The sequence below is a fragment of the Mesorhizobium sp. B2-3-2 genome, assembly GCF_006442295.1.
Classification (GTDB): Bacteria; Pseudomonadota; Alphaproteobacteria; order Rhizobiales; family Rhizobiaceae; genus Mesorhizobium.
The window spans coordinates 88,376-101,351 of sequence record NZ_VFWA01000004.1; the positions used below are offsets into that span (position 1 = coordinate 88,376).

The following is a 12,976-nucleotide window of genomic DNA, read 5'->3' on the forward strand; positions in this document are numbered from 1 at the left end:
CTACCGGCATCGTGCCGCTTGATTGTCCGCTTCCGCAATGCTCCGATATCGCTTCAGCCATCCGGAGAGAACCATGACCGGCTTTGTCGACCGCCAGCGCGCGACGCAACTGATGCAACGCGCCGGCCTGCAGGCGCTGGTGCTCTCGGCGCCCGAGGCCTTCCACTATGCGACCGGCGCGTCGATCGGCCCGGCGGGGCTGTTCCGACGTGCCGGCGCCGGCTTCGCCGTCATTCCGGCCAAACAAGACCTGCCGATGGGCGTCGTCGTCGCGGACTTCAATGCCGCGCAGCTGCGGATCGCCGCGCCCGAAGCGGTTGTGCGTCCGCACCCGATCTGGATCGAATCCGCGCCAGTCGAGATGGCAGCCCAAGGCCTTCCCCTGGCGGAGCGTATCGAGGCCGGCCTTGTCTCGCTTGGCCGCGCGCCGGATTTCGCGCGGCCCGCCATCCTCGATCTCGCCGGCTCGGTACGCCAGCTGCAAGCCTTGCTTGCCGAATTCGGACTGGAGCGCGCAACGTTCGGCATTGACCTCGACTTTGTTCCGGCCGCCGATTTCGCGGCCCTGCAGGCGCTGCTGCCGCAGTGCCGGATGGTCGACGGCTCCCCGGTCCTGGATCGGCTGCGGGCGATCAAATCGCAACGCGAGATCGAGCTCCTGCAGCAAGGCATCATCCTGTCGGAAGCCGGGCTGGAGCGGCTGCAGGTCGATGCGATGGCCGGCATGCGGCCGGCCGATCTCGTCGCGCTCTACCGGCAAGGTGTTTCCGACGCTGCGACTGGGCTGTCCCATCCGGTGGCGACGGCGGAATATGTGACGCTCGGCGCCCGGGCCAAGGGCGCTGACGCCAAGGCCATATCAGGCGATCCGCTGAAATGCGACATGGTCTGCACGGTCGGCGGCTACGCCTCCGACATGTCGCGCAACTACACCTTCGGACCGCCTTCCGCCGATCAGGCAGGACTGCACGCTATCGCCGAGCGCGCCTTCGAGGACGGGTTGGCGGCACTCATGCCGGGAAATTCGCTCGGCCATGTGCACCGCGTCGCCACCGACAGCCTGGCGCGGCAAGGCCTGCGCTCCTGGCGCCGCGGCCATTTCGGCCACGGTGTCGGGCAGTCTGTATTCTCGGAGCAATGGCCGTTCATCGCGGCCGACAGCGATGTCCTGGTCGAAGCCGGCATGGTGCTGGCCTTCGAGATTCCGCTCTACATCGACGGGTTGGCGAGCTTCAATCTGGAGGATCAGTTCCTGATCACGCCGGACGGGCCCGTGGCCATGAATCGGCTGCCGAGGCGGCTGGAGAGGATTGGATAGCGGCGGCGCCGTAGAATGCGACGGGGGTATTGGCTCCCTCCATTCCGCGCACCTAGCCGCTCACCGGCGGCCTTCTATCCCTCCACGGCATCTCCCGTTCGAGCTGCGCCGATGCTGCCAGCACCGTCGCCTCGTCGCCGTAGCGGCCGACGAGCTGCACCCCGATCGGTACGCCGTCTTTCGACCAGCCGAGCGGCAGGGAGATCGCCGGCTGGCCTGAGATGTTGAAGGGGAAGGCGAACACCGCATCCGACCATTTGGCGTTGTAGCGGTCGATGTCGGTTTCCGACATATCGTAATAGCCGAACGGGCGCGGCAGTTGCGTCAGCGTCGGGGTGATGAAGAGATCGTAGGGCGAAAGGTTGCCGACGATGTCGCGGCCGACCTGCCTGAGCTGCTCGACATCGGAGATGTGCCTGGTGCCGCTGATGGCGCGGCCGCGTTCGATGATCGCCCAGGTCACGGGCTCAACATCACCCGATGTCACCGGTCGGCCGATCACGGTTTCATGGTAGTCGAATGTCGCGGCCGTCTGCACGCAGGTCATGTTGGTGTAGGTTGCCCACACGGAATCCGCGTCGAGCGGCATGTCGTGTTCCTCGACATCATGGCCCAGCCGCTCAAGCCCCGCGACGGTCGCCAGCACCGCCGCCTTCACTTCGGCGTCGATGGCCGTGCCGTTGGGCGGAGTGACGGTGAAGCCGATGCGCAGCTTCTTCGGCGCCTGGGCCGACAGGCTGAGCCAGGAGGCGTCGGGGACCGGCGGCGTATAGGGATCGCCGGGCAGCGCGCCGGATACCGCGTCGAGATAGGCCGCCGTGTCGCGCACGCTGCGCGAGCAGCAGAGAAAGTACGCGCCGCCATACCAATAGTCGCCGAACGGCGCCAGGCTGACGCGTCCGCGCGACGGCTTCAGCCCGACGATGCCGCAGCAGGAGGCCGGAATGCGGATCGAGCCGGCGCCGTCGCTGGCTTCCGCGATCGGCACCATGCGCGAAGCTACGGCCGCCGCCGCGCCGCCGCTCGAGCCGCCCGGCGTGATGCCTTCCTTCCACGGGTTCTTCGTCGTGCCGTAGAGTTTTGGCTCCGTCGTGATCGACCAGCCGTTTTCGGGCGCGTTCGACTTGCCGACCAGCACCAGCCCGGCCGCCTTCATGCGGCGGACCACTTCGGTGTCGAAATCGGCGACCACGTCTTTCAGATAGAAGCAGGAATTGGTGTTCGGCGCGCCGGTCCAGGACGAGGCCAGTTCCTTGAGCAGGAACGGCACGCCGGCAAAGGGAGCGTTCTTGTCGACCGTCTGCGCCTGGGCACGCGCCATGTCATAGAGGCGATGGATGACCGCGTTGAGCGCCGGGTTGAGCTTCTCGACTAACGTGATCGCCGCTTCGACCAGTTCCGCAGGTGAAACCTCGCCCCGATGCACCAAGTCAGCAAGATCCAGCGCATCGGAGTTCGCATAGGTTTTCAGCAGGCTGTCGGTGACCATGTCTCTCCTCCCGGTTTTGTGCCTTGCGCCGCCGCCCGAGCTATCGCTTCGGGCCAACGTTGGCGCCGCCCCTCAGCCGCCTGCCGGCACCTTCTCTCCGTAACGACGGGGAGAAGGAAAGCGCTCTGATGCTACCGACCCGCCTCCCGTTCTTCTCGGGAGAGGGCTGAGTGAGGGGCGGCGCCGACCTGAACTGCTGCCCCCAGCAGCGCGCTTGTCTCACGTCAGCTCGACGGTGCGCCCCAATTCGATGCTCTGTTCGGCGGCGAGCACGATGCGCAGGCTGTTGACGGCGGCGTCCATCTGCTCGGTCAGATCGAGATCCTCGCGGATGGCGCGCAGGAAGAAGGCCTGCTCGCGGTCGCAGAGTTCCTGGTGGCCGGGCTCGTCCTCCATGCTGACGATCTCGTCGGGTTTCGAAAAGTTCTTGTCGGCGTCGACCGCCGCATAATGGATCTTCAGCGCGTCGGTCTTTGTGTGGCGGTCGATGTCGGCCGAGTTCGAGACCTCCGCCGCTTCCGCTGCGCTGCTCGCCTGCTGGCCGGCGACGATCGATACCGCGCCCTTGGGGCCGACCACGTCCTTCACGAAATAGGCCGTCTCGCTCATCATCGGGCCCCAGCCTGCCTCGTACCAGCCGACAGAACCGTCATCGAAGGTGACGTGGAGGTGGCCGTAATTCTGCTTGTCGGCCTCCGCCCAGAGCTTGGCGCCGATGCCGTGCACGCGCACCGGCCTGGCGCCGGTGAGCTGGCACATGACATCGACATAGTGGACGCCGCAATCCACGATCGGGATCAGCGAATCGATCAGGTTCTTGTGCCAGTGCCAAGCGCTGCCGCTGCTCTGCTGGTTGAGGTTGAGGCGCATCACCAGCGGCTTGCCCAGCGTCTTGCCGACCTCAATGAACTTGATCCAGGATGGATGCACTCGCAGGATATAGCCGAGCACCAGCTTGCGGTTCCTGGCACGCGCGGCTGCCACCACCTTCTCGGCATCCTCGATGTTGGTGGCGAGCGGCTTTTCCATGAACACGTGGCAGTTGGCCGCTATCGCCTTCAGCGCGTATTCGGCATGGGTGTTGGGCCAGCTGTTGATCGACACGGCGTCGGGCCTGGTCTCCTTCAGCGCGAGGTCGAAATCCTCGTAGAGCGGATAGCCGGCAAGTTCGGCGGGGATTTTCTTGTTGCTCTTGATCGAGCGGCTCATGATGCCGACGATCTCGAAGCCGTCGGAGCGGTGATAGGCGCTGGCATGCGAGGCGCCCATATTGCCGAGACCCACGACCAGCACTTTTACCTTATCGGCCAAATCAGCCTCCCAATTCTTGATTGAATCGCGAGCGGCAAAGCTCTTGCCGCCGATCTCGGTCATCGAAGCTTGCGCCGCCCCTCATCCGCCGGCCGGCACCTTCTCCCCGTGTAGTGATGGGGAGAAGGGAGACGGCCGCAACTTCCGCGCCTTTTCTTGAGACGCGGGAGACTGGCGAAGCCATCGACGACAGCGTCTTTCTCCGTCACTATACGGGGAGAAATGCCCGGCAGGGCAACGGCGCCGGCGCAGCCATGCCTTGCCCCTACTTCACCGCCGAATCGAACAGATGCGCCTTGATCTTCTCGACATCGAGCGCGGCAAAGCCCTCCGACAGCTTGACGCCGTCGGCATCGGCCTTGACCTTGGCCTTGTCGAAGTCGTTGGCCGCGGGAATGAGATCGTTGGTGCAGACATCCTCGGCCTTAACCGGATTGGTGATCTGGCCGATCTTGTGGATCTCGTCGAAGAAGCCTTGCCAACTCGCCATGTCGTGCGAGCCCCAGCCGCCGCGCTTGTCCATGTCGCCGCGGAAGACGTTGATCTGCTGCAGGATCGATGTGGTGCCGAGCTCCGGCCCGAGGTTCTTGGCCAATGTCGGGAACTGCTCGAACACCGCTTCGACCGCCGCGCGCGGGTTCTGGTAGCCGAATTCGAGCCCCATCGCCCAGCCGCGCAGATATTTTTCCAGGAACGCCTTCTTGTCGGGATCTTCCAGATCGGCCGCGCGCACGACGAAGGTGTTGGCCGGCAGCTTGGAGTTCTTCACGCCGAGCCAGTATTCGAAGTCGAGGCCCTTGGCAATCCATTCGGCGCGCAGCCCCTCCCACGACAAGGCCGCGTCGCCCTGGCCGCCGGCGAGCGCCGTGCCCCAGGTCGGCCAGCCGGCCTCGACATACTTGACCTTCTTGATGTCGACGCCTTGCGCGGCGAGCAGCGGATCAGTGATCGACTGCCAGGCGGCGGAGCCGAGCAGGATGGTCTTGCCTTCCAGCTTCTTCAGGTCGTTCGTGCCCTCGCCCTTGCGGAAGGCGATTGAGAACGTGTCGCGCGCGCCCATGTGGAACACCGACTTCAGCTTCATGCCGTTCTGGATGGCGAAGGAGAACACGCCGGGCGAGGGAAAGCCCATATCGGCCTGGCCGACATCGACGAACTTCACCGTCGCCGTGCCGTCCGACGGGCCCGGCTGCATGTCGGTGTCGAGCCCGTCGAAATAGCCTGCCTTCTTGGCTGCCCAATAGGGATAGTCGTCTAGCACTTCGAGCGTGCCGCGCGGCGAGATCCAGGTGAATTTTCCATAGGCCGCCGCCCTGGCCTTCAAGCCCGATGCACCGAGCGCGGTGGCGGTCACGACGCCGGCCGCGGTCACCTGCAGGAAGGTGCGGCGGGTGATGCCCGTTCTTGTCGCCGTCTGGAATGAGTTTTCGTTAGTCATGGCATTCCCCTTTTGTTGATTGCCCTTTTTATTGATCGATGGCTGTCGCCCGGCTCCCGGGCGCTTATGGTCGCGCTCAAGCCTCCCAGCTCGCCCATTTCTTGCCGATCAGGAAGAACAGCACGTAGATCAGGATGCCGAGCGTCGACAGGATCAGCACCACGGCGAAGAATTGCGGCATCTGGATCATCGACGAATAGGTGGTCAGCCGGTTGCCGAGGCCGAAGCCGCCGCCGACCATCTCGGCGCCGACGGCAGTCAGCAGGCCGAAGATGGCGCCGATCATCAGCCCGACCAGGATCATCGGCAGCGCCATCGGCGCGCGGATCTTCCAGAATATCTGCAAGGTGCTGGCGCCGTAGGAGCGCGCCAGCGCGATCTTGGCGCTGTCGACGCGGCGAAAGCCGGTGGCGGCGTTGATCATCACCATCGGCCCGGCGGCCAGCGCCACAGCGATGATGCGCGGCGTATAGCCGAAGCCGAAACGCAGGATCAAAAGCGGCACCAGCGCCAGCATCGGCGTGGTGACGAGAAGCAATATGTAGGGCGCTACGATCTTCTCGGCGAAAGGGAACTGGGTGATGACGGCGGCCAGCACCAGGCCGACGACGGCGCCGATGGCGAAGCCGGAAACCAGCTCGACCAGCGTATAGCCGAGATGCGGCGCGATCAGCGGGAATTCGTCGAACAGCGCGTAGGCGATCGAGCTTGGTGGCGGCATGATGTAGAGCGGCACGTGGAACAGGCGCAGCGCCAATTCGATGCCGCCGATGATGATCACGGCGACAGCTATGATCGCCGCCACCTCCTTGCCCGACTTGATGCCGGGGCCGCTGGCGAAGGCCGAGAGATTGGTCAGGCTGACGTCCTGCCCATCGCCGGACTTGGCACCCGATTTGGACTTCGAGAATTCCGGGATGGCGTCGCTCACGGCCTGATCCTCACGATCTCGGCGCCGACGCGTTCCTGCTCCGGCGCCTTCGGCCTGACGCGCTCGCCGACGATGTCCATCTTGATCCGGTTGGTGAGGTCGAAAACCTCTTTCGTCGCCATGATCTCCAGCGAGCGCGGCCGCGCGAACGGCACGCGATATTCCCGGGCGACGCGGCCGGGCCGCGCGCTCAGCACAACCACGCGGTCGGAGAGAAAAATCGCCTCCTCGATCGAGTGGGTGATGAAGACAATGGTGGTCTTGGTGTCGAGCCAGATCTCCTCGACGAGACGGTTCATCTCCTCGCGGGTAAAACTGTCGAGCGCGCCGAACGGCTCGTCCATCAAAAGCACGGAGGGTTTTGGCGCCAGCGCCCGCACGATCGCGGCCCGCTGCTGCATGCCGCCCGAAAGCTCGCGCGGGAACTTGCCGCCGAAACCGTCGAGCCCGACGCGGTGGAGCAGATGCGCGATCCAGGCGCGGTCCGGCTTCTCGCCCTTGATCTCGAAGGGGAAGCGGATGTTGGCGTCAAGATTGCGCCAAGGCAGCAGGTTCGCTTCCTGGAACACGATGCCGATGTCGGGATGCGGGCCGTTGATCTTGACGCCGTCGAGCCGGATCTCGCCGCCGGTCAGGCTGTGCAAGCCCGACATCGACCACAAAAGCGTGGTCTTGCCGCAGCCGGAAGGGCCGACGATCGAGACGATTTCATTGGCGTGGACGTCGAGGCTGCAGCGGTCCAGCGCCAGGAGGTCTCCGGATGCCGTGTGATAGATCTTGGTCGCTGCCTGCACACCAAGCTTCGGCGCTGTTGCTTCGCCCGCGTTCATCCGCCCCTCGGAGAGTGCGTCCAATCGACTGCCAAAAATCAGTCTGTAACTATCCTACTTTGGTGTCAAGCGAAGAGCGCGACAGTTCCGCCGTTGAGGGCCGCCTATTCCTCTATATATCTGCTTTCATTGTCTTTTCTTTGTCTTGAAATGCGTGTTGCTTTCCTACATACTCGGGAAAAGCGGCGCCGGAAGACGGATGGCGCAGACCGGTAAAGCCGGCGGCATGCCGCAGCGGCACGCAGCAGTTGCAGCGGGTCACGCGCATGGAACGACAGCGTGCAGCATGGTAAGAGGTCGACAAGGGACCAGGGAAGACCACTTCATGACCGAAGCTGACAGCCGGGAAGGCCTGATGACGGACGGCGAGGCGGACGGGCGCGAGCCTGTCCGGCGCATTCCCGACATCATCTCGCTGGTCAAGGATTCCTATGCCGAGCTGCGTCCGGCCGAGCGCCGCGTCGCCGATGTGGTGCTCGACGACGTCAAATACGCGGTCGATGCCTCCAATGCCGCCCTTGCCCAGCGTGCCGGCGTCAGCGAACCGACGGTGACCCGCTTCTGCCGCGCCATCGGCTGCGAGGGCGTGCGTGATTTCAAGCTGAAGCTGGCGCAGAGCCTGGTCGTCGGCGCGCTTTATCTGGACACCTCGCCGGCCAGGGAGAGCGACACCGGCATGCCGTTCTGGAACGCCGTGTTCGGCGAAGCGCGGCGGGCGCTGCAGGAGGCCGAACGGCAGCTCGACCCGGTCCAGCTGCAGAAGGCCGCCGAACTGATCGCCAAGGCGCGCCAGGTCACCGTGTTCGGACTGGGCGGCAGCTCTTCGGCGCTGGCGCAGGAAACGCAATACCGGCTGTTTCGCTACGGCATATCGATCAGCGCGCAATGCGACCCCTATCTGATGCGCATGACGGCCTCGACCTTGAAACCAGGCGACCTGGTGATCGCCATTTCGGCGACGGGCCGCACGCGTGAGGTGATCGAGGCGGTCGAACTCGCCAAGCACTACCGCGCCAACGCCATCTGCCTGACGGCGCCCGATACCGAGCTCGCCCGCGTCGGCGATGTCAGGCTGACCGTGGCGGTGCCGGAATATCCCGATACGCTGAAGCCGACGGCATCGCGCTTCGCCTTCCTGGCCATGATCGACCTCATGGCGGTGGCTGCCGCCTACAAGCTCGACGGCTCGGCCCGCGAAACGGTGCGCCGCATCAAGTACAACGCCCAGATCCACCGCACCGGCAAGGAGATGGAGCCGCTCGGGGATTGAGGCGCATTTTTTCCTTCTCCCCTTGTGGGAAGGTGGATCGGCGCGCAGCGCCGAGACGGTTGAGGGGTGTTCCAGCGGAGTGAGGCGTTGGCATTCCCTGGAGCACCCCTCATCCGACCTCGCTGCGCGAGGCCACCTTCTCCCACAAGGGGAGAAGGACAGGACGGGCGGCGCTGACTTGAGAAGTAAAGAGGGAAAGAGAAAAATGCTCGAAATGGCACCGACGAAACAGGCGGCCGCATGGCTCGCATCCCTGGCGCAAGCGCTCGAAGCCGGCGATGCTCCCGCCGCGGCCAACCTGTTCGTCGACGATTGCTACTGGCGCGACCTCCTGACCTTCACCTGGAACGTCACCACGATGGAAGGCCGCCAGGCGATCGCCGACATGCTGAAGGCGACGCTGGCGACAACCAAGCCCTCCGCATGGCAGCTCACCGGCGAAGCCACCTCGGACGAAGGCATCATCGAGGCCTGGTTCACCTTCGAGACCGCTGTGGCCTCGGGCCAGGGCATCATGCGCCTGCGCGACGGCCGCTGCCGGACATTGTTCACGGCAATGACCGACCTCAAAGGATTCGAGGAGCGCAAGGGCGCGGCGCGGCCGCTGGGCGTGCGCCACAAGGCCGATCCGGAGCGCGAGACCTGGTCGGAGGCGCGGGCGCGCGAGATCCGCGAGCTCGGCGCTTCGGAGCAGCCCTATTGCCTGGTCATCGGCGGCGGCCAGGGCGGCATCATGCTGGGCGCGCGGCTCAGGCAGCTCGGCGTGCCCTCGATCGTCATCGAGAAGAATGCCCGGCCGGGCGATTCCTGGCGCAAGCGCTATCGCACCCTCGTGCTGCACGATCCGGTCTGGTACGACCATCTGCCTTACATCCCGTTTCCCGACAATTGGCCGGTCTTCACGCCCAAGGACAAGATGGGCGACTGGCTGGAAATGTACACGCGCGTCATGGAGCTCAACTATTGGGTCGCCACCAGATGCGTCAGCGCCAGCTATGACGAGGTCGAGAAGGTCTGGACCGTGGTCGTGGACCGCGTCGGCCAGCACATCACGCTGAAGCCGAAGCACATCGTTTTCGCCACCGGCGCCTATGGTCCGGCGCGGCCGATCGACCTGCCCGGCGCCGATCGGTTCAAGGGCGAGATCCTGCATTCCAGCCAGTATTCCAGCGGCGAGAAATTCCGCGGCAAAAAGGTCGCCGTCATCGGCGCGGCGAGCTCCGGGCACGACGTCTGCGTCGATCTCTGGGAAAGCGGCGCCGAGGTCACCATGATCCAGCGTTCGCCGACAACCGTGGTCAAGTCGGACACGCTGATGGAAGTCGGTTTCGAGATCTTTTCGGAGAACGCGCTGGCGCGCGGCATCACCACCGAAAAGGCCGACATGATCGTCGCCTCGACGCCCTTCGCGCTGGTGCCCAAGGGCCAGCGGGCGCTCTACGACGTCATCCGCGCACGCGACGCCGCTTTTTACGAGCGGCTTGGCGCCGCCGGGTTCGCCCTCGACTTCGGCGACGACGAGACCGGCCTGCTGATGAAGGCCTACCGAACCGGCTCCGGCTACTACATCGATGTCGGCGCTTCGGACCTGATCATCGACGGCAAGATCGGCATCCGCAGCGGTGTGGCGATCAAGTCGCTCACGCCTAGCGGCATCCTGTTCGAGGACGGCAGCGAGCTTGAAGCCGACGCCATCATCGCCTGCACCGGTTATCAGTCGATGAACGAGACCGTAGCGCAAATCGTCTCGCGCGAGGTCGCCGACAAGGTCGGCCCGTGCTGGGGCCTCGGCTCCGGCGTCAAGGGCGACCCCGGGCCATGGCAGGGCGAATTGCGCAACATGTGGAAACCGACGGCGCAGGAAGCGCTGTGGTTCCACGGCGGCAATTTGGCGCTGTCGCGCTTCTATTCGAAATATGTGGCGCTGCAGATCAAGGCGCGGATGGAGGGAATTGCGACGCCGGTTTACGGGGCGGTCAGCAACGCACAGCGGTGACGTTCTATCTCACCCACGAGAGGGGAGATTGGCCAATCATCGCCCGAAATGCCTCGCCGCCACCTCGACATGCGTATGGTTTGCATGCGTCTCGAAACGCTCGGTGTCGCCGATATCGTTCACCGTCTCGTTCGGCCACCAGGCGCCGCCGATGGCGATGCCTTCGCAGACCAGCCGCTGGTCGGCGACCAGCGAGGCGCCGACCGCATCGACGAAAGTGAAGCGGCCGGAATGCTGCCGCAGCAGCGCGACGTCGCCGACTGTTCCGACCTTGAGCGTGCCCAGATCAGGCTGAGCGATCGCCTGCGCCGGCGCTTGCGTGGCGGCGCGCAACACCTCGACCAGCGGCATGCCGAGCGCCAGCAGCTTCGACATGCACACCAATATGTCGAAGGCCGGACCGTCGACGCAGTAGAGATGCACGTCGCTCGAGATGACGTCGGGCGCCAGCCCTTCGGCCAGCATGGCGCGGGCGACCTCGAAGTCGAACGAGCCCATGCCGTGGCCGAGATCGAAGATGACGCCGCGCTCGCGCGCCAGCCGCATGTCGGGCCGCACCGCGCCGGAGGCGAAGACCGGTGCATTGGGAAACGGCCGGAAGCAATGAGTGAGAATGTCGCCGCGGCGCAGGCGCGGCAGCACTTCCGAGCGCCCGGGCGGGGGTTCGTCTATGTGCGCCATCAGCGGCAGACCGGATTTGTCGGCCGCCTCCAGCGCCAGATCGACCGGCGCGATGCCGCTGGCTCCGCCGGCATGCTTGCCGGAGCGGACCTTGACGCCGACGACGACGTCGGTGTGCTCGCGCACCGCCGCCACCACCTCGCGCGGTTCGCAGAGCCTGAGATCGCTGCACTCGCCGACCGACACTGTTTGCGAGAAGCCGAAAATGCCGGCGAAGGAGATGTTGACGTAGGCCAGGATGCGCACCTTCGAGCGCTCCATGACATGACGGCGAAAGCCGAGGAAATTGCCGGCGCCGGCACTGCCGGCATCGATGAAGGTGGTGGTGCCGCTCTTGGCCGCCAGGTGGTCGGCATCGACGCCGAGCGAGGTGCCGCCCCAATAGACGTGGCTGTGCAGGTCGACGAGGCCCGGCGCGACGATGCGGCCCTTGGCATCGATGACGCGGGCCGCGCGGTCGGCGGGAATGTCGGCATCGATGGCGGCGATGCGGCCATCGGCGATGGCGAGATCGCGCGGCGCGTCGAGCCCGGCCGCCGGATCGATCAGCCGCCCGCCCTTGAACAGAAGATCAAATTGCATCGGGCGCGCCTCTCCGCTTCGTTCCATCCTCGTCGACGGCCGTCAGAGCGGCCGATAGGCGACGGCTTCCACTTCGATCTTGATGTCGATCATAAGCCGCGATTCGACCGTGGTGCGGGCCGGCGGGTTCTTCGGGAAATGCCTGGCATAGACGGTGTTGAAGGCACCGAAGTCGCGCGCGTCCTCCAGCCAGACGGTGGTCTTGACGACATCGTCCATGGTGCAGCCGGCCAGCGCCAGCGCCGCCTTGACGTTGGAAAGCACCTGCTCTGTCTGTTCCGCTATGCCGCCCTTGACGACGATGCCGTCGCCGCCGACCGGCACCTGGCCCGAGACATAGACGAAGTCGCCGGCCCGCACCGCGGGTGACAGCGGGACATGCGATGTTCCAAAACATTGTTTGGGCAAGAGCGGACCTCCTCTGATGATATGGCGGGACACTATGGGAGCGCCCGCCTCGGCCGAGATTTACCCCGATCGAGGCGATCCCGATAGAGGCCTTGTTGGAAAGCAACATTCTTGGAAATCCACGTTGCTTTATTACAGAAGCGCTTGCATCGTGCGCTCGCCGGCCGGGCTCCAAGCCATTCGGGCCGGGCGCATTTCCAGAGCGGAGAACCTAGAATGACCTTCGACAAGAATCCGTTTCCATCCGGCGATGCCGACCGCCACGCGCTTTGGGAGATGCTGGTGCGGCGCGACATCGATGCCTTCATTGGCCAGGACTGGCCCATGGTCGAGGATGATTTCGTCGCCGAAAGCTTCTTCGGCATGCACGCGCATTTTCTTGCCAACGCCGACGCCTGGCGGCTGCAATTCCCCAGGCTGGAGATCTACCGCGACGAGTGGCTGCGCCAGGCCAAGGAAACGGCGGCGACCAAATTCGCCGAGCCGCTGCGCGAGGCGCTGTTCCGCGTCACCAACCTGCGCGACATCGATGTCGACGGCGACCGCGCGGTGCTGCACAAGAAATTCGACGGCACCGTCGCCAAGGCGGATGGCGGCGTCGACAGGCTGAAATGGCAGACGCTGTATTTCTGCAGGAAGGTCGGCGGCAGCTGGAAGATCGCGGGCTTCGTCGGCTACATGCCCTATCCGCTGGGAGGCTGAGGCGGGCGTATTCATCCGGA

At 65.0% G+C, this 12,976-nt stretch carries 11 protein-coding genes; 4 read left to right on the forward strand and 7 right to left on the reverse strand.

Annotated elements, in window-relative coordinates; all coding sequences use genetic code 11:
- Window positions 1-73: 73 nt before the first annotated feature.
- Window positions 74-1,318 (forward strand): Xaa-Pro peptidase family protein, encoded by a 1,245-nt coding sequence (locus tag FJ964_RS11900; protein WP_140550576.1) that lies wholly within the window; start codon window positions 74-76, stop codon window positions 1,316-1,318.
- Window positions 1,319-1,370: 52 nt separating this feature from the next.
- Here FJ964_RS11900 and FJ964_RS11905 read toward each other — a convergent pair whose 3' ends face one another.
- The 5 genes from FJ964_RS11905 to FJ964_RS11925 all read right to left on the reverse strand — a co-directional run bounded on the left by FJ964_RS11905 (window position 1,371) and on the right by FJ964_RS11925 (window position 7,317).
- Window positions 1,371-2,807, reverse strand: coding sequence for an amidase (locus tag FJ964_RS11905; protein WP_140550577.1), 1,437 nt, complete (start codon window positions 2,805-2,807; stop codon window positions 1,371-1,373).
- A 219-nt stretch (window positions 2,808-3,026) separates the two neighbouring features.
- Window positions 3,027-4,118 carry a Gfo/Idh/MocA family oxidoreductase gene (locus tag FJ964_RS11910; protein ID WP_140550938.1) on the reverse strand — a complete coding sequence of 364 codons (1,092 nt, stop codon included), beginning with the start codon at window positions 4,116-4,118 and terminating at the stop codon, window positions 3,027-3,029.
- Between the two features lie 265 nt (window positions 4,119-4,383).
- Window positions 4,384-5,556, reverse strand: a complete 1,173-nt coding sequence (locus FJ964_RS11915) for an ABC transporter substrate-binding protein (protein ID WP_140550578.1) — start codon at window positions 5,554-5,556, stop codon at window positions 4,384-4,386.
- Window positions 5,557-5,632: 76 nt separating this feature from the next.
- Window positions 5,633-6,487 (reverse strand): ABC transporter permease, encoded by an 855-nt coding sequence (locus FJ964_RS11920; RefSeq protein WP_140492076.1) that lies wholly within the window; start codon window positions 6,485-6,487, stop codon window positions 5,633-5,635.
- Window positions 6,484-7,317, reverse strand: a complete 834-nt coding sequence (locus FJ964_RS11925; protein ID WP_140550579.1) for an ABC transporter ATP-binding protein — start codon at window positions 7,315-7,317, stop codon at window positions 6,484-6,486. The genes FJ964_RS11920 and FJ964_RS11925 overlap by 4 nt, the downstream gene beginning before the upstream one ends.
- A 325-nt stretch (window positions 7,318-7,642) precedes the next feature.
- On the opposite strand from FJ964_RS11925, the gene FJ964_RS11930 reads away from it, so the two are divergent.
- Window positions 7,643-8,587, forward strand: a complete 945-nt coding sequence (locus tag FJ964_RS11930; RefSeq protein WP_140550580.1) for a MurR/RpiR family transcriptional regulator — start codon at window positions 7,643-7,645, stop codon at window positions 8,585-8,587.
- A gap of 205 nt (window positions 8,588-8,792) precedes the next feature.
- Window positions 8,793-10,583 (forward strand): NAD(P)/FAD-dependent oxidoreductase, encoded by a 1,791-nt coding sequence (locus tag FJ964_RS11935; RefSeq protein ID WP_140550581.1) that lies wholly within the window; start codon window positions 8,793-8,795, stop codon window positions 10,581-10,583.
- 36 nt (window positions 10,584-10,619) lie between these two features.
- On the opposite strand, the gene FJ964_RS11940 is transcribed toward FJ964_RS11935, so the two are convergent.
- A complete protein-coding gene (locus FJ964_RS11940) occupies window positions 10,620-11,846 on the reverse strand; it encodes an amidohydrolase/deacetylase family metallohydrolase (RefSeq protein ID WP_140550582.1) in 1,227 nt (408 codons plus the stop codon).
- Between the two features lie 42 nt (window positions 11,847-11,888).
- A complete protein-coding gene (locus FJ964_RS11945) occupies window positions 11,889-12,254 on the reverse strand; it encodes a RidA family protein (RefSeq protein ID WP_140550583.1) in 366 nt (121 codons plus the stop codon).
- A 216-nt stretch (window positions 12,255-12,470) separates the two neighbouring features.
- Between FJ964_RS11945 and FJ964_RS11950 the strand changes: the two genes are divergently transcribed.
- Window positions 12,471-12,956 carry a hypothetical protein gene (locus FJ964_RS11950; RefSeq protein ID WP_140550584.1) on the forward strand — a complete coding sequence of 162 codons (486 nt, stop codon included), beginning with the start codon at window positions 12,471-12,473 and terminating at the stop codon, window positions 12,954-12,956.
- Window positions 12,957-12,976 lie beyond the last annotated feature (20 nt).